This window comes from Pseudomonas nitroreducens (assembly GCF_010994165.1).
In the GTDB taxonomy this organism is placed as follows: domain Bacteria; phylum Pseudomonadota; class Gammaproteobacteria; order Pseudomonadales; family Pseudomonadaceae; genus Pseudomonas; species Pseudomonas nitroreducens.
Genome location: NZ_WMBX01000007.1, coordinates 384,455 through 404,444, shown reverse-complemented (window position 1 = coordinate 404,444; position 19,990 = coordinate 384,455). Strand labels below are relative to the sequence as shown.

Below are 19,990 nucleotides of genomic sequence, written 5' to 3'. Positions count from 1 at the left end.
ATCGAGGTCTTCTACAACCGAACCCGCCGTCACAGCCACTTGGGCGGTGTCAGTCCCGAGGCCTTTGAAAGCGCCTCGTTATGAGGCCGGGAAATGTCTATTGAAATGGGGGTAGTCCATTTTTTTCAGCTCCCTTAATGCATTGGTGAAGTCGCTCAAAGCAAAACTTACTGGCTTGCTGTCGGCGATCCAGTATGTTGATACCCCTACCTCCAAACCGCCCGACGCGCTCCAGCCAAAGCGGCGCCAGTGAACTTCTCCTCCATCGATGACCTGTTCTGTCATCAGTACAGTGCAATTAAAATCCATGTCGTCGCTGCATACCAGCAGCGGTACTAAGGTGGATGTGCCATCCTCGCCCGGGGCAAAACGGCGCTCAGCGAGGGCGTCCTCCTCTTCGTCCAGTAACCACATTAGCGACAATCCGAGCTGCGAGACCTCTGGGTCATCGATATGGCACGCCATCCATTGCTCGATTGGTACCTCATCGATAGCAAGCCAGGCGCAGGGGCCTTTGGAAAAGCCTGCTTTGTGGCAGATGGCCCGAACTTGATGAAGCATTGAACACTCCCTGGTTCTGTCTTGATCACACGGCAGGATTTAACACTACTCGCGATGTCTAAACGCTGTTTTCGAAAATATCCGCTTTGGGTCGGTAGCTGCCCCACGTCACGGGCAGAAATCGGCTGTGGATTCAACCGGCCAGAAGCGGCCCCCTCAAATCACACCTCGAACACAAGGACTTGCAGCCAGATCAGCTCGCCCCCTGCCGGTGTCATGCGTTGGGGCTGGATGCTTGATCCATGGATGGAAAAAACGTACCCCGGGAAAGCGCGCTAGCTGTGGCGAAGCCGGAGCGGGTCCACCAACCCAGCCGCGATGGCCATGCCCACCAGGTCTGACAGTGTTGCAGCCTGCATGCGCTTCATAACCCGTGCGCGATACAGGTCGACAGTCTTCACGCTGATCTCCAGTTGCTCGGCGACTTCACGGCTGGTGTAGCCGCGTACCAACGGCAGGAACACGTCACGCTCGCGAGGCGTCAGGGCCGCCAGACGCACCTCCAGTTCGCCCAGGCCTGAGCGCGACGCACGCAGGCGTTCGCCGGAGCTGAGCGCCTGCTGCACGCTGTCCAGCAGCAATTGCTCGTTGTAAGGCTTCTCGATGAAATCCACCGCGCCGGCCTTGAAGGCCCGGATGACGATTGGGACGTCGGCATGGCCGCTGACGAAGATCACCGGCAGTTCCAGGCCGCGTCGGCGCATTTCTTCCTGTACCGCCAGCCCACCAAGCCCGGGCATGCGCACGTCGAGCAGCACACAGGCGTGAGCATCGTTCGGGCAGGCGTCGAGGAACTCGCGGCCGCTGGTGAATGGCCGCACCTTCAGACCGACCGACTCCAGCAACCAGACTGTCGAGTCGAGCATCCGCTGGTCGTCGTCCACCACATACACCACCGCCGTTTCCATCACTGTCTCCGTCATTGTTCGGTTTTCCCTGCCGGCAGCCGGCATTCCAGGCGCAGACCGCCGGAAGGCGCCGCCACGGCCTCCAGCGTGCCGCCGAAGCCTTCGACGATGCCGCGACTCATGGACAGGCCCAACCCCAGGCCTTCGGGCTTGCTGGTGAAGAACGGCGTGAACATCTGCTCCAGCGCCGCCGGGCTAGCCCCGGGCCCTTCGTCATCTACCCAGACGCAGAGCTGCCCGTCACTGTCGCGACAGCTGCCGATGCGCACATTCGAGGGCTCGCCGGCGTGGCGCTCGCGGTTGGCCTCGACGGCGTTGCGCAACAGGTTGAGGAATACCTGTTCCAGCAACACGCGGTCGGCGTAGACGGGCGCCAGATTGTCCGTGAAGGCCTCGCAGATGGCCACCTCCGCACCGTCCGCTTCCCAGGCGCACAAGGCCAACGCAGCACGCGCCACCTGGTTCAGGTCCAGCGCCTGCATCCGCCGCTGCCCCTTGCGCAGGAAGGCCCGCAGGCGACGGATCACTTCGGAGGCGTGGGCGGTGTGCTCGACGATCTGTGCCAACCCCCGGGCCACACGCTGAGCAGCATCCGGTTGGCTGTCGAGGGATTTCAGGTAGCGCTGGCTGGCGCTGGCGTAGTTCATCACAGCGGCCAGCGGTTGGTTCATCTCATGGGCAATTCCCGAAGCCAGTTCGCCCAGGGTCACCAGGCGCGCGGTATGCGCCAGTTCGTCCTGATGCCGGCGTTGCTGGTTCTCGCGCAGTTCGCGTTCGGTCATGTCACGGGCCACCAGCGAGTAGTAACACTCGCCGCCTGCCGCGTTGTGCGCCAGCAGGACCAGCGACAACGGCGCGCCATCGCGTCCGCGCAGGCGTCCTTCGGCGCTCCAGACGCCGCTGCGCCGCGCGCGCTCCCAGCCTTCTCGTTCCAACTGGTCCAGCAGGCCATCGTCCAGCACTTGCGCAACGGACGCTGGCAGCGCCTCGCCTTCTAGCCGCAGAGCACGGCACGCCGAGGGGTTGAGGTACGTGACGCGGCCTCCCGGATCGACGAACAGCACCAGGTCAGTATTGGCCTCGACAACTTCGGCCAGGCGCCGCAAACCTTCCTCAGCCTGAACCCGTGCGGTGATGTCGCGGGACACGCTGACCACTTCCATCACATGGCCGGTATAGGTTTCGCGAATGGCGCGGCTGGCGGTCTCGAACCACAGGTAGTGGCCGTCGCGGTGGCGCAGGCGATAGGTCAGGGTCACGTAGCCGTCCTGCACAAGCGCGTCACGCGTACGCTCGGCGACCCGTTGGCGATCCTGTTCGTGCAGCAGCGGCAGCAGTTCCTTGCCGCGCAGCGCTTCCGGCCAGTAGCCGAGCAACGTCCAGGAGGCCGGCGAGACGTCGAGCAGCCGGCCGTCGAGGGTGCGGCGGGAAATCAGGTCGGTGGTGTTCTCGATGATCTGCCGGTACAGCCGGCTGGCTCTCGCCGCCTCACGCTGGTCCCGCAGCGACGCGGTAGCCTCGCGACCGTGGACCAGCACCTGCCGCTCACCAGGCATCGGTACGAAGGTCCAGAGAAACTGCCGGCCTTCACGCTCACCGGTGACCTCGTGCACCGCCCTCCCCTGTTCCAGGCAGGTGCGCAGCAATTGCGCGTGGTTGCTGGGTAGCAGGTCGCGGGGCTCGCTGCCGGGCAGATCCGCGAGCAACTGACGCAGGGCCTGGTTGCAGTCCACCAGCACGTCTGCCTCGTCCAGCACCAGCGCCGGTTGTGGATCGGCGCTGAGTAACGGCGCAGTGCGGCGCGCCTGATGAGCGAGGGCAAGCACTTCGCCGAGCAGTTCACCCATCCAGCCGAGCCAGTGCTCGGCGTCCGCCCCGGAGCTTTCCACCAGCAGCAGCCCCGGCACCGCGTCTCGCAACGGCAGCACCAGCGCCAGCCCCTGGCTCCAGCCGGCGCGTCGCAGGCGGCCGCTGAGCCAGCACGGCACATCGAGGAGTTCTCCGAGAGGCAAGCGTGCAAGCTTGCCCAGCCCCCCGAGCAGCGCCAGGTCATTGGCCTGCAACGGGTCACCACTGCCCGGCGGCAAGCGTGATGCGCCGGCAAGGGCCTCGAAGCTCTGGCTGCGCGGTTGCCATTCGACGTAGAGGGCGCGCTCCACGCCGTCGCGCTCGAGACAGAGCCGCTGCAGAGCGTCGGTCTGCAAGGCGACCGGTGCCTGCTCGCGCACCAGGCGCACCAGGGTATTCAACTCGGACATGAAAGTGGCTCGAAGGCGCTTTGAATGAATATAGTATTTATACCATACACCATAGGTTTAACTTCCATATCCAATTCGACATTGCTATAAAACGCCGCAATGACCGGGCGACAGCTTGCCGCACCGGTCACGACCCGGCTGCTGCCAGACGCTCCACGGGTCATAACAGAACAATGAGCTAACAATCAGCCACAGGGTGTCCACATGTCGATCTTCGAACATGGCTTGCCGCGCGCGGCCGTCAACCACATCGCGCTGTCGCCGCTGAGCTTCATCGAACGTACCGCCCACGTTTACCCCGAGCGTACCGCCATCATCCATGGCAGCCTGCGCCGCACCTGGAAGGAAACCTACCAGCGCTGCCGCCGCCTGGCCTCCGCCCTCGCCGCCCGTGGCATAGGCCGTGGCGATACGGTGGCGGTGATGCTGCCCAACACGCCGCAGATGGTCGAGGCGCACTTCGGCGTGCCGATGATCGGCGCGGTCCTCAATACCCTCAACGTGCGCCTGGACGCCGAGGCCATCGCCTTCATGCTGCAGCACGGCGAAGCCAAAGTGCTGATCACTGACCGCGAGTTCAGCGACGTCATCCACTCAGCCTTGGGCATGCTCGATCATCCGCCCCTGGTGGTGGACGTGGACGACCCCGAGTACGGCGAAGGTTATGCCGTCAGCCCGCTGGACTATGAGGCGCTGCTTGCCGAGGGCGACCCGGAATTCGCCTGGCAGTGGCCGCAGGACGAATGGGACGCCATCTCCCTCAACTACACCTCCGGCACCACCGGCAACCCCAAAGGCGTGGTCTACCACCACCGTGGCGCCTACCTGAATTCGCTGGGCAACCAGATGACCTGGTCCATGGGCCAGCATCCGGTCTACCTCTGGACCCTGCCGATGTTCCACTGCAACGGCTGGTGCTATCCGTGGACCGTTACAGCGCTGGCCGGCACCCACGTGTGCCTGCGCCGGGTCGATCCGCAGAAGATCCTTACCCTGATCCGCGAACACCAGGTCACCCATCTGTGCGGCGCGCCCATCGTGCTCAATGCGCTGATCAACATGCCCGCGTCGGCCAAGGCCGCCATCGACCACCCGGTGCACGCCATGGTCGCCGGTGCGGCTCCGCCGGCCAAGGTCATCGGCGCGGTGGAGGAAATGGGCATCAAGGTCACCCACGTCTACGGCCTGACCGAGGTCTACGGCCCGGTGACCGTCTGCGCCTGGCATGAGGAATGGGACGAGCTGTCGCTGGACGAACGCGCCCGCATCAAGTCGCGCCAAGGCGTGCGCTACCCGACCCTGGAAGGCGTGATGGTCGCCGATCCCAAGACCCTGGAGCCGGTGCCGCGCGACGGCCTGACCATCGGCGAGATTTTCATGCGCGGCAACACCGTGATGAAGGGCTACCTGAAGAACCCTACTGCCACCGAGGAATCCTTCGCCGGTGGCTGGTTCCATACCGGCGACCTGGCGGTCTGGCACCCGGACGGCTACGTGGAGATTCGCGACCGCCTCAAGGACATCATCATTTCCGGCGGCGAGAACATCTCCACCATCGAGGTCGAGGGCGTACTCTACCGCCACCCGGCCGTGATGGAAGCCGCCGTGGTGGCCCGTGCCGACGAACGCTGGGGCGAGACGCCCTGCGCCTTCATCACCCTCAAGGCCGAGCACGCGGCGGTCGAGCCGCAGGACATCATGAGCTTCTGCCGCGAGCACCTGGCCGGCTTCAAGGTGCCGCGCACCGTGGTCTTCACCGACCTGCCCAAGACCTCGACCGGGAAGATCCAGAAGTTCGTCCTGCGCGACTGGGCCAACGCCCTCTGACCCGACCTTTCGCCTGCCATCGTGCGCTCCCCGCTGCGGGGAGCGCTGGAGTCCGCCATGCCTGAGTACAACGCTCCCCTGCGCGATATGCGCTTCCTGCTCAATGACGTGTTCGATGCCCCAGCTCTCTGGGCACGCCTGCCGGCACTGGCTGAACGTATCGACGCCGACACCGCCGACGCCATCCTCGAGGAGGCGGCGAAGATCACCAGCGGCCTGCTCGCTCCGCTCAACCGCAGTGGTGACGAAGAAGGGGCGCAGTTCGCCGACGGCAACGTGCGCACACCCACCGGCTTCCGCGAGGCCTACGCGACCTACGCCGAAGGCGGCTGGGTCGGGCTGGCGGGCAACCCCGAATACGGCGGCATGGGCATGCCGAAAATGCTCTCGGTGCAGTTCGAGGAAATGATGTACGGTGCCAACGCCAGCTTCAGCCTCTACTCCACCCTCTCCGCCGGCGCCTGCCTGGCGCTGGATGCCCACGCCAACGAAGCCCTCAAGAATACCTACCTGCCGAATATGTACGCTGGCGAATGGGCCGGCTCCATGTGCCTGACCGAACCCCATGCCGGCACCGACCTGGGGCTGATCCGCACCCGCGCCAAACCACAGGCCGACGGCAGCTATCTTGTCAGCGGCACCAAGATCTTCATCACCGGCGGCGAGCAGGACCTCACCGACAACATCATCCACCTGGTGCTGGCCAAGCTGCCCGATGCCCCGGCGGGCTCGCGGGGCATCTCGCTGTTTCTGGTGCCCAAGTTCCTGGTGCAGGCCGATGGCTCGCTGGGCGCGCGCAACGCGGTCTCCTGCGGTTCGATCGAGCACAAGATGGGCATCAAGGCCTCGGCGACCTGCGTGATGAACTTCGATGGCGCCACCGGTTGGCTGGTCGGCGAGCTGAACAAGGGGCTGGCAGCGATGTTCACCATGATGAACTACGAGCGCCTGTCCATCGGCATCCAGGGTATCGGCTGCGCCGAGATGTCCTACCAGAGCGCCGTCGCCTACGCCCGCGAACGTCTGCAAAGCCGCGCCGCCACCGGCCCGGTGGCGAAAGACAAGGCCGCCGACCCGATCATCGTGCACCCCGATGTGCGCCGCATGCTGCTGACCATGAAGGCCCTGACCGAAGGTGGCCGCGCCTTCTCCACCTATGTCGGCCAGCAGCTGGACGTCGCCAAGTATGCCGAAGAGGCTGCCGAACGCGAGTCGGCCCAGTCACTGGTGGCGCTGCTGACTCCTGTCGCCAAGGCCTTCTTCACCGACACCGGACTGGAAAGCTGCATCCATGGCCAGCAGGTGTTCGGCGGCCACGGCTTCATCCGCGAGTGGGGCCAAGAGCAACTGGTGCGCGATGTGCGCATCGCGCAGATCTACGAAGGCACCAACGGCATCCAGGCACTCGACCTGCTGGGCCGCAAGGTGCTTGCCGATGGCGGCCAGGCACTGGCGCTGTTCGCCGGAGAGATCCGCGCTTTCGCCGATGCCGCCGACGGCGCCGCCATGGGCTCCTTCACCGCCCCGCTACTGGATGCCCTGGACCTGCTGGAGTCCGTCACTCGCCAGTTGCGCGAGCGCGCCGCCAGCCGGCCGCAGGAGATCGGCGCGGCCTCGGTGGAATACCTGCACCTGTTCGGCTACACCGCCTACGCCTACCTCTGGGCGCGCATGGCGCAGGCCAGCCTGGGCCAGGGCGACGGATTCCACAGCGGCAAGCTGGCCACCGCGCGTTTCTACTTCGCCCGCTTGCTACCGCGCATCGAGTCTCTCGCCGGATCCATACGCGCGGGCAGCGATAGCCTGTTCGAACTGCGCGCCGAGCACTTCTGAATTTCAGTTGAGCGTGATTGCGTGGCCAGTCGCCAATGTTGGCCACGCTTTTTTGATGGCAGGCTTATCGGGCGATACAGACAGGCTTCACGCGCCGTATCGGTTCAGTATCTGTGGGTCAGCAATGCTGGCGTCCGGAATGGGGCGGTGGCCATCTCATGGTGCGCAAGCTCAACTTGGTCCCATGATTGGAAAGCCCCCGAATACCCTTCACGAGCAAATTCAGCGACGCCTCGGAGCACAGGTAGCGATTTTCGTCCTCGCTCAGACACACCGCACCTTGCTGTAATGAGCGTATCGATGCCGGGTAAGGGCCCGATTTCGGTCACGATCGATCTTGGCCTTGAAGGGCTCAAGGAATCGACTGGTGACTTCGTTCGTATAGGCGTGGTCAGGCGGCTCAATGGACAGAGGCAGACCGAAGCTGAATCCCCAATGTCGATCAGGGATTCTGGTTGCTCGTCGCTCCGACAGAAAATCAAGTATTCGCGCAAATGCTCTCGTTGAATCGGCTACGCAACAACGGCAGCAATCAGCCAGAGATAAATATCAAGCCGGCCTTTGCGAATCACAGCTCCAGGCGAGTTTCCAATCTGCGTCTGGAGCAGTCAGAGTCACCGATTCTGTATACGGCGGTGCGGCCGGCGCGGGAGATGCGCAATATTCGCCAAGCCCGTGGCATTGGACTGGCGAGGCGGCTCTATGAGTGTCCTGGAGAGGCCTGCAAGCCTAGGCGCCGCATCCGCCCGAGGAGCGTCGTTCGGGGAATTCCCAAGCGCTCGGCAGCCAGGGAAAGATTGCCGCACACCTCGCGCAAAGCCTTAGCAATCAGGTTGCGCTCCTGCTCCGCCAGCCGTTCGCGCAAGCTTCCGCTGCCGGACGGGCAAGGCTCGCAAGCGGGCACAGCAGGATGATCGACCTCATCGTCGGCAAAGATGATCTCGTCGAGCTCAGCACCATCCTGGTCGTGCAGCAGCAGGCTGCGGCGAATGACATTCTCCAGCTGACGTACATTGCCCGGCCAGGCGCAGGCCTGCAAGCATGCCAAAGCGGTGGCGCCCAGGCTGGTGACCTTCGGATTGAGGTTTGGTGCATCACGCCGCACGAAGAGTCGGGCCAGAAGTTCGACATCTCCGGGGCGATCACGCAAAGGCGGAATGCTCAGGCAGGCAACGTTCAACCGGTAGTAGAGATCCTCACGCAGGCGCCCCTCGGCAATCGCCTGCCGCGGTGCCTGGTTGCTTGCGGCGATCAGGCGAACATCCGCCCGTTGCGCGGTGAGACCGCCCAAGGGAAGGAAGCTGCCGTCCTGCAAGACCCGGAGCAACTTGCTCTGCATGCCCAGCGGCATCGAGTTGATCTCATCGAGAAACAGCGTGCCGCCCTCCGCCAGGGCGAACATACCCTTGCGGTTCTCGGCCCCCGTGAAGGCGCCACGGGTGGTGCCGAACAATGTGCTCTCCAGCAGGGTTTCCGGGATGGCGGCACAGTTCAGGCTGATCAACGGGCCATTGCGGCGAGGACTGAGGGCATGGGCGCGACGCGCAAAGAGTTCCTTGCCGGTACCGGTCTCGCCATGTACCAGCAACGGTAGGTCGGTCACGGCGAACACTTCCAGGCGTCGCAATTGCTGCAGCATTCCTGGCGCAACGCTGAGGATGGCCGGACCGTCCTCTGCGCCGGCGACCAACGCATCGGCGACCACCTCGCCCACCTCCATCGCGCCGACCAACTCGCCCTGGCGGCCATGCAGCGGAATGGCCCGGTGACGGTACTGCAACATTTCTCCACCTGCGCCGACATAGGCCTGCACGGTATCGATGGAGGGCTGTCCCTCCGCCAGGCAACGCAGCAGCGTGCTCTGCTCCGGCTTCAGCCAGGGCACGCTCTGCAGCACATGCATGCCCAGAACCTGCTGCGGGTCTAACCCGTCCAGCGCACCACTCGCCCGGTTGTAATAGACGTAGTGCCCCGACTGATCGACGACCGTGACCGGTTGTCGCAGTCCATCGAAAATCGGCGCCAGGCAGCGCACGAGCCAGTTCAACTCCTCATTTCGATTGGAAATCGACGACTTTTCGACACTTCCCATGGCCACTCCCTGATTTCCAGCAAGTCGATTATTCGACATCTGTCTCAATCTCGCCGCAAGACGATTCGTCTGTCCTGCTCCCAGTCAACGGAACGCCAGGAAACACGTTGCCCGATCACCCATTTCGCCGCCCACGGCGCCTTCCAGACTGGCGCATGACTTGCACCGTCCTCGGCGTACACCCGCAAGAGGATTCACCATGTTCAAGCACATCATTGCCCGCACGCCTGCACGCTCCCTGGTCGACGGGCTGACCTCCGCCCACCTCGGCAAACCGGACTACGCTGCCGCCCTGGAGCAGCACAATGCCTACATCCGCGCACTGCAGACCTGCGAGGTGGATATCACCCTGCTGCCGCCGGACGAGAGTTTTCCCGACTCGGTATTCGTCGAGGATCCGGTGCTGTGCACCTCACGCTGCGCCATCATCACTCGCCCAGGCGCCGAATCCCGGCGCGGCGAGACGCGGATCATCGAAGAGACCATCCAGCGTTTCTATCCCGGCCGCGTCGAACGCATCGAGGCCCCTGGTACCGTGGAAGCGGGCGACATCATGATGGTCGGCGAGCACTTCTACATTGGCGAGTCGGCGCGGACCAATGCCGAAGGTGCGCGGCAGATGATCGCCATTCTCGAAAAGCATGGCCTCAGCGGCTCGGTGGTCCGCCTGGAGAAGGTCCTGCACCTGAAGACCGGCCTGGCCTATCTGGAGCACGGCAACCTGCTGGCCGCCGGCGAATTCATCAGCAAGCCGGACTTCCAGCACCTCAATATCATCGCGATCCCCGAGGAAGAGGCCTACGCGGCCAACTGCATCTGGGTCAACGAGCGGGTGATCATGCCCGCCGGCTATCCACAGACCCGGCAGAAGATCGCCGACCTCGGCTACCAGGTCATCGAAGTCGATACCTCCGAGTACCGCAAGATCGACGGCGGCGTCAGCTGCATGTCACTGCGCTTCTGAACCGCGCCGTATCGACGGGCCAAACGGCCCGTCGATATCTGCGAGGGCCCCTCCCTTCGCGGCCGTGAGCGTGTCGGCAAGAGTCGCCACGCGACATCGACAGCTGTTTCGGAGGCGCAAGATGTCCAACTCGAATCAAACCAGACTGGGCCTGCCGGCCCTCACCGCCCTGGTGGTGGGCGGCATCATCGGCAGCGGCATCTTCAGCCTGCCGCAGAACATGGCCGAGGGCGCCGGTGCCGGCGCCATCCTCATCGCCTGGGCAATCACCTTCGTCGGGATGCTGACGCTGACCCGCATCTTCCAGTGGCTGTCCAGCACCCGCCCGGATCTGGACGACGGCGTCTATGGCTACGCTCGCGAAGGGTTCGGCGAGTACCTGGGCTTCAATGCCGCCTGGGGCTACTGGATCTCCGCCTGGGTTGGCAACGCCGGATACCTGGTGGTGCTGTTCAGTGCGCTGGGATCGTTCAGCCTGTTTGCCTTCTTCGGTGATGGCACCACCTGGCAGGCGCTGGTCGGCGAACTGGCGGTGCTCTGGCTGGTACACGCCTTCGTGTTGCACGGGGTGCACAATGCTGCCCTCACCAACACCATCGTCACCCTGGCGAAGATCGTGCCCATCGGCCTGTTCATCCTCTGTGCCGCCCTGGCCTTCCGCGTTGACGTATTCCGTATCGACTTCTGGGGCAATCCGGCACTGGGCAGCATCGTCCGCCAGGTCGAGACCACCATGCTGTACACCGTGTGGGTGTTCCTCGGCATCGAGAGCGCAACCGTCTATGCCAGCCATGCCAAACGCATGGCCGACGTCAGCCGCGCCACCCTGATCGGGTTCGTCATTACCCTGCTGTTGCTGGTCTGCGTCTCGGTCCTCTCGCTCGGAGTGGTGCCGCAGCACGAACTGGCGCAGATGAAAAACCCATCGATGGCGCAAGTAATGGCCGCAGCGGTCGGCCCCTGGGGCGCCACCCTGATCAACCTCGGGCTGATCGTCTCGGTGGCCGGCGCACTGCTGGCCTGGACCCTGCTGGCGGTGGAAATGCTCTACCTGGCCAGCCGCGGCACGGGAAACACTGCACCGGCGCTGTTCGGCCGGACCAACGCGGCGGACACCCCGGCACCGGCGCTCTGGCTGACCAATTCGCTGATATCGCTGCTGTTGCTGGTGGCATTCTTCAACGCCTCCGGCTACAACGCACTGATCCAGTTGGCCACCTCGATGGCGCTCATCCCGTATCTGTTATGCGCCGGGTTCTGCCTCAAGCTGGTCTTGCGACAACCTCGGCCGCTGCTGCTGGTAATGGCAGCGCTGGGCACCTTCTACGGTGTATGGCTGATCTATGCCGCCGGCCTGAAGTACCTACTGCTGTCGATGATTCTCTATGCTCCAGGGCTCGGCTTCTTCATCCGCGCCCGCCGCCAGCGTGGGTTGACGCGGTTCGGCAATGCAGGGGAGCGAATCGCCAGCGTGCTGGTTCTGGGCTTGGCAGCCATCGCCCTGTGGATGGTCAGCAGCGGCCGACTTGGTCTCTAGCTTAATGGATGGTCGTATACGGCAGCATCTTTGAAGCGCGCACTACGACCGCTCGACTCGTGCCACTGAATGCCCCGGCGAGATTGATTGGTCGCTCGTGCCAATTGGCGAGGCTGGAGCTCCGCCTCCCGGCGCCAGGCTGACTGACTACCAGACCGGCATCGTCCAGGGCGAGCGTCTCAATCTGTCCATTGGCCAGCGTCAGCCCGCACCCCGTTGGGAATTCGCCCGGTTCTCTGAGTCGGCAGCTACCTGATTGGCAGCAGGTCGGACGCATCCAGGGCCGGCTCCGTCAATGATTGCAGTGCGGCCTCACCTATCTGCAGGGTTTCGCCAGCCTGGCGGTACGCTGTTTCTGAGCGAGTCGGCTTTCGGCCAATGGCTGCACCTCAGAGTACTGAAAAGAATACCCTCACCGTCTGCAATCACCTCAGAGGCCTGTCCTTTACGTGCCTGAGCAACACAGATAATGTAGAGCTATAGACATTTTATGTTGCGAACTCTACATATGAACTGGCTGCTACTGGTACTCGGATTGCCTACAGCGAACGCCACCGAACGCATGCGTGCCTGGCGGGCGTTGAAAGCCTGCGGAGCCGCTGTGCTGCGCGATGGTGTCTACCTGCTGCCTGATCAGAAAGCAGGACGCGCCGCGCTGGAAGCTATCGAACACAACGTGCTGGCCATCAACGGCACTGCGCTTCTGTTTCCTGTCCAGCAGCCAGTTGAGCGCTTTGCAGCACTATTTGATCGTGCCGAGGAGTACGGCAAGCTTCGAGAGGAAATCTCCACCTGCCATGCCGAGCTTTCCCCCGACAATGCTCTGCAAACGGCACGTCAGGTGAGGAAGCTGCGAAAAAGCTTCGGGCAGGTCGCTGCTATCGACTTCTTCCCTGGTGACGCCAGGGAAAAGGTCGACCTGGCGTTGAGAGACCTGGAAACGGCCATCAGCCGTGCCTTGTCACCTGACGAACCGAGCGGCCACGAGATACCCATCGAGCGGTTGGTTCGCGCGGACTTCCAGGGCCGACGCTGGGCAACCCGCCGCCGCCCATGGGTGGATCGTCTGGCCAGCGCCTGGTTGATTCGCCGCTTCATCGATTCGGATGCACGAATCCTCTGGCTGGAATCGCCGGGTGATTGTCCGGAAGATACCCTGGGCTTCGATTTTGATGGCGCCACCTTCAGCCACAACGGGCAACGCGTCACCTTCGAGACGCTGCAGGCGAGCTTCCAGCTCGAGGCCCCCGGTCTCCGACGCCTGGCCGAACTCGTGCACTACCTGGACGTGGGAGGTGCCCAGCCCGCTGAAGCTTCCGGCATCGAGCGTGTACTGGCGGGGTTGCGCGAGAGCATCACCGACGATGACCAGCTCTTCCAGACGGCTGCCGGTGTGTTTGACGGCCTGCTAACCGCGTTCGCCAGCGAGGAGAAGAATCATGGATGAGTTCCATCCAGGCGCCTCTGATTCCGCCGCGAATCACGCCAGGCCGGTTGGACTGTTCTCCGCCTTTCTTTTCTGGCTCAAGCTCGGATTCATCAGCTTCGGCGGACCCGCCGGGCAGATCTCGATCATGCACCAGGAACTCGTCGAACGTCGGCGCTGGATCAGCGAGCGACGCTTCCTGCATGCACTCAACTACTGCATGTTGTTGCCCGGCCCCGAGGCACAGCAGCTGGCCACCTACATCGGCTGGCTGATGCACCGCACCTGGGGCGGAGTGATAGCCGGCGCCCTCTTCGTAGTGCCATCGCTGTTCATCCTGATCGGCCTCTCGTGGTTGTACATCGCCTTCGGCGAAGTACCGGTCGTGGCCGGTCTCTTCTACGGCATCAAGCCAGCGGTGACCGCCATCGTCGTGCACGCCGCGCATCGCATCGGCACGCGCGCACTGAAGAACGGCTGGTTGTGGGCGATCGCTGCGGCCTCCTTCGTCGCGATCTTCGCGCTGAGCCTCCCTTTCCCACTGATCGTTCTGGGAGCTGCCATCATCGGTTACATAGGTGGTCGGCTAGTGCCTGCCAAGTTCGTCATCGGCGGGAGTCATCAGGCAGGCAAAGTCGGCTACGGGCCCGCCCTGATCGATGACGATACCCCCACTCCCGAGCACGCGCGGTTCCGTTGGGCACGCCTGCTACAGCTGCTGCTGGTCGGAGCGGTTCTCTGGCTGCTGCCGATGGGGCTGCTGGCGAGCGCTTTCGGCTGGCAAGGGACACTCACGCAGATGGGCTGGTTCTTCACCAAGGCGGCATTGCTCACCTTTGGTGGCGCCTACGCTGTGTTGCCTTATGTCTATCAGGGTGCAGTCGGTCACTACGGCTGGCTGACTCCAGCCCAGATGATCGATGGCCTGGCCCTGGGCGAAACCACGCCAGGGCCTCTGATCATGGTGGTTGCATTCGTGGGCTTCGTGGGGGGTTACGTCCAGCCGATGTTTGGCGCCGATCATCCCTTCCTCGCAGGTGCTGTCGCGGCAAGCCTCGTCACCTGGTTCACCTTCCTGCCCTCTTTCCTGTTCATCCTCGCCGGCGGCCCGCTGGTGGAGTCGACGCATAACGAACTGAAGTTCACGGCACCGCTCACCGGCATCACCGCTGCGGTGGTGGGCGTGATCCTGAACCTGGCGCTGTTCTTCGGCTACCACGTTCTCTGGCCCGCCGGATTCGAGGGGCACTTCGACTGGCCTTCGGCGCTGATCGCCCTGGCAGCCGCAATCGCCCTGTTCCGCTACAAGGCTGGTGTGATTCAAGCGCTGATAGCCTGCGCCCTGACGGGCCTGGCCGTGCATATGCTCCGGGCCGGGATGTGATTTACTCCTGGGTTCGCTCTCGGTCACTGGCTACCGACAACGATTTTCTCTCCGCTTATTTCAGCGACAGATCCGCGCCATCCTTTCCTGCGTTTGCTGCAGCAGCCTGGCGTGATCGGAATTAATCATGGCGCCGTAGGCTAGTGCCCCAGTACCAGCTGATCCTTACCATCTCCTCATTCTTGGTTTGATCGAAAGACAGGAGATGTCATGGGTAACCGCACTGCATTGATCACCGGAGCGTCCGGCGGCATTGGACTGGAACTGGCTCGCATCCATGCCAGCAAGGGCGGCGATGTCGTCCTGGTTGCCCGTTCGCGCGACAAGCTGGAGGCTCTGAAACGTGAAATTCAGGCGCAGTACGCTGTAAAAGCTTACGTTTTGGCTGACGATCTGGCCGACCCGAACGCCGCGGATCGCATCTTCCATGCCACGCAATCCCTGGGGTTGACCATCGATGTGCTGATCAACAACGCCGGCTTCGGCGGACATGGCAAGTTCGTGGAGCGCGATCTCAGCGCCGACCAGGCCATGATGCAGGTGAACATGGCGGCGCTCACCTCCCTGACCCACTTCTACCTCCGGGGTATGGTGTCCCGCCGGCGGGGGCGCATCCTGAATGTCTCGTCCACCGCAGCGTTCATGCCAGGCCCCCTGCAGGCGGTGTACTACGCCACCAAGGCCTACGTCACATCCTTCACCCAGGCGGTTGCCGAAGAGGTTAGCGAGTACGGGGTAACTGCCACCGCACTATGTCCAGGTGCGGTCGCGACCGGTTTCGTCGCCGCGGGCGATCTGCAGGGCGTGGAAGTCTGGAAGAATGCCAGGACGGCAGAGTCCGTTGCACAATGCGGCTACAAGGCGATGGAGCGGGGCCAACTGGTCGCCTTCAACGAATGCAAGTTGCGGATCATGCTCGACTGGATCGTCCCCCTGCTCCCTCGCAGAATGGTGCTCAAGCTATCGCGCCGGGCGATGGAGAAGGCATCCTGAGCAAGCGCAGCGCGATGCCCTGAAAGGCGGCGTGCCGCCTGATGATCCGCGAGCCTGCAAGCTGATTCAAAGAGACACCGCGCCCATGAAACAAGCCAGGCATTTTGTTGTGCACCCCGGTTGGAAGCTGATCATCGCCGATCTGGGCATCTCTGCCGGAGACCTGCTGGCCCTCGCCGAACTGCCCGCCGACCTGTTCAGCCGCAAGGATGCAACCTTGTCTCCGCCAGAGTATTTCCGGCTCTTTCTGGGCCTGGAGCAATTGGTTGGCGAATCCCACTTGCCGCTACGGCTGGGTGGCGCCATTTCGGTGGAAGCTTTCGATCCGCCGCTATTTGCCTGCCTGTGCAGCCCTGACCTCAACAGCGCCCTTACTCGTCTTGCCGAGTACAAGCGCCTTTGTGGCCCGTTGGCGCTGGAGGTCTTCGTCCACCCAATGCACACGGACGTCTTCATCGACTGCTACGGTTACGACCAGCCATTGCCGCGCAGCCTCTGCGCCCTGGAACTGGTGTTCCTCACCCACCTGGCACGGCTCGCCACCCGACAGACCATCAAACCGCTGGAGGCGGAGCTGGCCGCTCTGCCAAGCCAGACCGCCCCGTGCGAAGGGTTCCTCGGATGTCGCCTGCAAGAAGGCCGGCGCAACCGGATCCGGTTCTCGGCGGAAGATGCCGCGCGCCCCTTCCTGACCGAGAACGTCGCCATGTGGCAGTTCTTCGAACCGGAGCTGCAGCAGCGGCTTTCGATGCTGGAGACCGGCGCCAGCACCCGTGCACGCGTGCGCAGCGCATTGCTCGACATGTTGCCGAGCGGGCGCAGCAGCATTCAGGATGTCTCCGAGCGTCTGGCGATGAGCAAACGCTCCCTGCAACGCCACCTGGCGGACGAGGCACTGAGCTATCAGGAGGTACTCGACGACACCCGAGCGAACCTCGCTCGTCACTACCTCTCTCGCTCCACCTTCTCCGCGGGAGAAATCTCCTTTCTGATCGGCTTCCAGGATGCCAACTCGTTCCTGCGCGCCTTCAAGGCCTGGACGGGCATGACCCCGGGCGAGTACCGCAGCCAGCAGGCTTATTGAAGCCAGCTGCCGAGGTCAGCTACCGGCCACGCGCCCGATCGATAGCGGACGACCATCCGCGCTCGGAATGGCTAGCAGGCAGACGTTCCAGCACTCCTCAGCTGTCGCGCGACCTGTTGGAGCGAACCCGCCACATGCTCTGCCAGACACCGTCGCGATACAGCAGGGCATGAACCAGCGCGGCGCCGGCATGCGCAAGGATCAAGCCGAAGAGACCGTAGGCGATCCAGCCATGGGCGCAGCGCAGCAGACCATAGAGGCCCGCATCGGCATCGACCAGCGGCGGCACGTGCCAGCCGGCCAGGCGCAGCGGATAATCCGCGGCCCCTTGCATGGCCCAGCCGACCAGGGGTTGCAATACCAGCAGAACATACAGCGCAAAGTGCAGCAGTCCCGCCAGGTGACGCTGCCAGGCCTTCACGGGTGCCGGCAGGGCCGGACGCGCCGTGACGCTGCGCACGAGCAGGCGAACGAGCAGAAGCACCAGCAAGGCCAGCCCGAGCTGCTTGTGCCACGCCACCAGTTGAGGCTGGCTGCCGCCGACGCTGGCAACCATCGCAACGCCGATGAACAGCAGGGCAATCACCAACAACGCCATCAGGCCGTGCAGCAGGCGAAGCAGCGGATTGAAGGAATCGACAGGCGCTTTCACGGTTGAGCTCCCGGCTGCTGGCTGGAGGGCTGACCTTCGAAGGTCCGGCGCCGATAGGACTGCGCGTAGGCCGATGAGCGTGCGCGCAGGATGGCATCATCGCTGGGCTCCACGCCATAGGGCAGGATCAGCGGGTCGAAATTGAAGCCGTAGCAGTCGCCTTCCAGCTGCGCGCGCGCCTGCTCAACCACCAGGTTTCCGGCGTCCAACTGCGTGCGCTCGGCAGGCCACGCATGGGTCGGATCGTTCACCGCATCACCGCTGTCCGCCAGGGTGAATCGCCACGTCCAGCGCAGCGGGCCGGTTTTCAGGCGCTGCAGCAGGTCCTGCTGCAAGGCATCGTCAGCCACTCCCTGAGAGCCCAGTGGCGTAGCGGCCAGTTGCGGCACCATCGACCATCGCACCGCATGGCGCTGACCTTGTGCATCGACGAGGACGAAGGCGTTGATGCTGTTGTACGCCGTGCTGGCGAAGCTGTCGCTCGGCCGGTAGGCCGCCGCCCAGGCACGAAACTCGGCGCTTTCGGGGTGTGCATCGAAGAATTGCTTGACCCGCACGGGGTCGTTTTTGCCTGTCCCCGGGTCCGGCCGCATGGCCCCCAGTTGCTCGTAGAAATCCTCCGGCGTGCGTACCGCGAGCACCGGCGGATTGTTCATCGCCATGCGCCACTGCTGGCCATCGGGCTGGCGCAGCAGGAGCGCCATGCTGCGCACAGGTACGCTGGTGTCCGCGGCATGGGGATTGCCCGCGCCTACCGAGAGCCGCCCCAGCACCGGTACCCGCCCTGCTCGCAGCAGCGCTGCCCGCGACAGCGGCGCCACGTCGCCGCTCACTTCGAGATAGCCGCTGAAGCAGATGCCGCGCGGATGGGCGCGGCGGTATCCGGGATGGACCCCGGCATTGGCCTCCATGCGATCGATCAATTGGGCGCTGGTGAGCCGGTCGGCTCCCAGCCAGCCGGCGCTCCAGGCGAACAGGCCGATGGCGGCGCACAGAGCTCCGGCAATGCACGCGCTGCGCAACAGGCGTTGGTTTCGGGTCAGGGAAAGGTCGTAGGGCATGGTGTGGTTATCAGCAGGCTGGGGAGTCATTGCGCGCGGCTGGCGAACTGAACGCGCCGGGCCATTATCTATACAACAACAAGACTATGCACACAATTTCATTCAAACACTGTATGCAAATTGCCTCCCACCCCCCGCACCAACGTGTTGAACATGGCTTTAAAGCGGCCGATACCGGCCATGGATCAGGGACTTCCACTGCGACAGTGATCCTAGAGCAGGCTACAGGCCGCTCATTCATTATCTGTACATTTAATAATTTCTGTACAACTATTGAGGTATGCATTCACAGGCCCACGTCATGCGCGTACCGACCCGTTCCCTGTCTCTCTGTCTGGGGCTCGCTCTGTTCTGCAGTCTGTGGGCCTCGCCGGGCAGCGCCGACTGGCGCAGCGAAATCCCGGGAGCCACGCAGGTTGGTCAGGGCCAGTTCACCTGGCTCGGCTTCGTGGTGTACGAGGCGCATCTCTGGAGCGCCGGCGCACCCTCAGGCTGGGCGCATGCCTTCGCGCTGGAGTTGGTGTATCGGCGCGCGCTGTCGCAGGACACCCTGGTGCAGGCCAGCCTCGACGAAATGCGCCGACTGGGCACCGAGGACGAAGCCTTGCTGGCGGGTTGGGCCCGAGAGATGCGCCAGGGCTTCGTCGATGTGCAGCCCGGGCAACGGATCACCGGGGTCTATCTGCCCGGCGTGGGCTGCCGCTTCTATGTCGACGGCAGGCTTCGCCATGCGGTGAGCGACGCCCGATTCGCCCGGGCGTTCTTTTCCATCTGGCTGGACCCGCGTACGCGCAATCCGGAACTGCGCCGCGACCTGCTTGGCCTGAGCGGAGAGCAACCATGAACCACACAATGCGCCTGTTCCTGATCATCGCCAGCCTGCTGCTGGGCAGCTGCGGCAATGTCGGCGTCGAACACTACGCCAAGGAGCGCCCGAGCCTGGACCTGCCGGTATTCTTCGCCGGCCCGGTGAAAGCCTGGGGCATCTTCCAGAAACCCTCGGGCGAAGTGGTCAAGCGCTTCGCGGTGGACATCACCAGCCGCCGCGAAGGCGAGCGACTGATCCTCGATGAGCGTTTCCTCTACAGCGACGGTACGCGCCAGCAGCGCGTCTGGACCCTGACCCCCGACGGCACCGGACGCTGGCGGGGACGCGCCGCCGACGTGGTGGGCGAAGCCACCGGAGAAGTCGCCGGCAACGCACTGCGCTGGCGCTACCGCCTGAACCTCGAAGTTGACGGCACCACCTGGGAAGTGAGCTTCGACGACTGGATGTACCTCATGGACGACGACACGCTGATCAACCGCTCCAGCATGCGCAAGTTCGGCGTCGAACTCGGGCAGGTGACCTTGTTCTTCCGCCGAGAGGACGCCGCGGATCCCAGCAGAAGCTGAGGCAGGCGCACACCT

Annotated in this window: 16 protein-coding genes; 10 read left to right on the top strand and 6 right to left on the bottom strand. The window is 63.7% G+C overall.

Translation table 11 applies throughout. The annotated features are described in order from the left end of the window. Positions 1-78 precede the first annotated feature (78 nt). The 3 genes from GJV37_RS27765 to GJV37_RS27755 all read right to left on the bottom strand — a co-directional run bounded on the left by GJV37_RS27765 (position 79) and on the right by GJV37_RS27755 (position 3,727). Positions 79-561: a hypothetical protein gene (locus GJV37_RS27765; RefSeq protein ID WP_170860136.1), complete on the bottom strand. Its 483-nt coding sequence runs from the start codon at positions 559-561 to the stop codon at positions 79-81. A 275-nt stretch (positions 562-836) separates the two neighbouring features. Next, positions 837-1,469, bottom strand: a complete 633-nt coding sequence (locus GJV37_RS27760) for a response regulator transcription factor (protein ID WP_420875925.1) — start codon at positions 1,467-1,469, stop codon at positions 837-839. A gap of 11 nt (positions 1,470-1,480) precedes the next feature. Continuing rightward, positions 1,481-3,727 (bottom strand): PAS domain-containing sensor histidine kinase, encoded by a 2,247-nt coding sequence (locus tag GJV37_RS27755; RefSeq protein WP_170860138.1) that lies wholly within the window; start codon positions 3,725-3,727, stop codon positions 1,481-1,483. Positions 3,728-3,931: 204 nt separating this feature from the next. Between GJV37_RS27755 and GJV37_RS27750 the strand changes: the two genes are divergently transcribed. Continuing rightward, positions 3,932-5,554 (top strand): acyl-CoA synthetase, encoded by a 1,623-nt coding sequence (locus GJV37_RS27750; protein ID WP_024766877.1) that lies wholly within the window; start codon positions 3,932-3,934, stop codon positions 5,552-5,554. 57 nt (positions 5,555-5,611) lie between these two features. Then, positions 5,612-7,387 carry an acyl-CoA dehydrogenase C-terminal domain-containing protein gene (locus tag GJV37_RS27745; RefSeq protein ID WP_193453180.1) on the top strand — a complete coding sequence of 592 codons (1,776 nt, stop codon included), beginning with the start codon at positions 5,612-5,614 and terminating at the stop codon, positions 7,385-7,387. 700 nt (positions 7,388-8,087) lie between these two features. Here the strand turns inward: GJV37_RS27745 and GJV37_RS27740 are convergent. Then, a complete protein-coding gene (locus GJV37_RS27740) occupies positions 8,088-9,479 on the bottom strand; it encodes a sigma-54 interaction domain-containing protein (protein ID WP_193453179.1) in 1,392 nt (463 codons plus the stop codon). Between the two features lie 199 nt (positions 9,480-9,678). Between GJV37_RS27740 and ddaH the strand changes: the two genes are divergently transcribed. The 6 genes from ddaH to GJV37_RS27710 all read left to right on the top strand — a co-directional run bounded on the left by ddaH (position 9,679) and on the right by GJV37_RS27710 (position 16,867). Continuing rightward, the gene (gene ddaH / locus GJV37_RS27735) at positions 9,679-10,443 is read left to right on the top strand and encodes a dimethylargininase (RefSeq protein ID WP_024766875.1); all 765 of its coding nucleotides are present in this window, start codon (positions 9,679-9,681) and stop codon (positions 10,441-10,443) included. A 121-nt stretch (positions 10,444-10,564) separates the two neighbouring features. Beyond that, positions 10,565-11,980, top strand: a complete 1,416-nt coding sequence (locus GJV37_RS27730; RefSeq protein WP_170860141.1) for a basic amino acid/polyamine antiporter — start codon at positions 10,565-10,567, stop codon at positions 11,978-11,980. Positions 11,981-12,488: 508 nt separating this feature from the next. Next, positions 12,489-13,427 (top strand): chromate resistance protein ChrB domain-containing protein, encoded by a 939-nt coding sequence (locus GJV37_RS27725; protein WP_193453178.1) that lies wholly within the window; start codon positions 12,489-12,491, stop codon positions 13,425-13,427. After that, positions 13,420-14,790 carry a chromate efflux transporter gene (gene chrA, locus GJV37_RS27720; protein WP_037009034.1) on the top strand — a complete coding sequence of 457 codons (1,371 nt, stop codon included), beginning with the start codon at positions 13,420-13,422 and terminating at the stop codon, positions 14,788-14,790. Before GJV37_RS27725 ends, chrA begins: the two co-directional genes overlap by 8 nt. Before the next feature lie 210 nt (positions 14,791-15,000). Beyond that, positions 15,001-15,783: an SDR family NAD(P)-dependent oxidoreductase gene (locus tag GJV37_RS27715; protein WP_170860142.1), complete on the top strand. Its 783-nt coding sequence runs from the start codon at positions 15,001-15,003 to the stop codon at positions 15,781-15,783. Positions 15,784-15,814: 31 nt separating this feature from the next. Continuing rightward, positions 15,815-16,867 carry an AraC family transcriptional regulator gene (locus tag GJV37_RS27710; RefSeq protein ID WP_223121871.1) on the top strand — a complete coding sequence of 351 codons (1,053 nt, stop codon included), beginning with the start codon at positions 15,815-15,817 and terminating at the stop codon, positions 16,865-16,867. Positions 16,868-16,964: 97 nt separating this feature from the next. Here GJV37_RS27710 and GJV37_RS27705 read toward each other — a convergent pair whose 3' ends face one another. Both GJV37_RS27705 and GJV37_RS27700 read right to left on the bottom strand, forming a co-directional pair. Next, on the bottom strand, positions 16,965-17,519 hold the full coding sequence (locus tag GJV37_RS27705) for a cytochrome b (RefSeq protein WP_170860144.1): 555 nt from the start codon (positions 17,517-17,519) through the stop codon (positions 16,965-16,967). Next, positions 17,516-18,580: a catalase family peroxidase gene (locus GJV37_RS27700; RefSeq protein WP_170860145.1), complete on the bottom strand. Its 1,065-nt coding sequence runs from the start codon at positions 18,578-18,580 to the stop codon at positions 17,516-17,518. The genes GJV37_RS27705 and GJV37_RS27700 overlap by 4 nt, the downstream gene beginning before the upstream one ends. 301 nt (positions 18,581-18,881) lie before the next feature. Here GJV37_RS27700 and GJV37_RS27695 point away from each other — a divergent pair, with 301 nt between their 5' ends. Next, positions 18,882-19,424 carry a chalcone isomerase family protein gene (locus GJV37_RS27695; protein ID WP_024766867.1) on the top strand — a complete coding sequence of 181 codons (543 nt, stop codon included), beginning with the start codon at positions 18,882-18,884 and terminating at the stop codon, positions 19,422-19,424. Next, on the top strand, positions 19,421-19,975 hold the full coding sequence (locus GJV37_RS27690) for a DUF3833 domain-containing protein (RefSeq protein WP_246228453.1): 555 nt from the start codon (positions 19,421-19,423) through the stop codon (positions 19,973-19,975). The genes GJV37_RS27695 and GJV37_RS27690 overlap by 4 nt, the downstream gene beginning before the upstream one ends. Positions 19,976-19,990 lie beyond the last annotated feature (15 nt).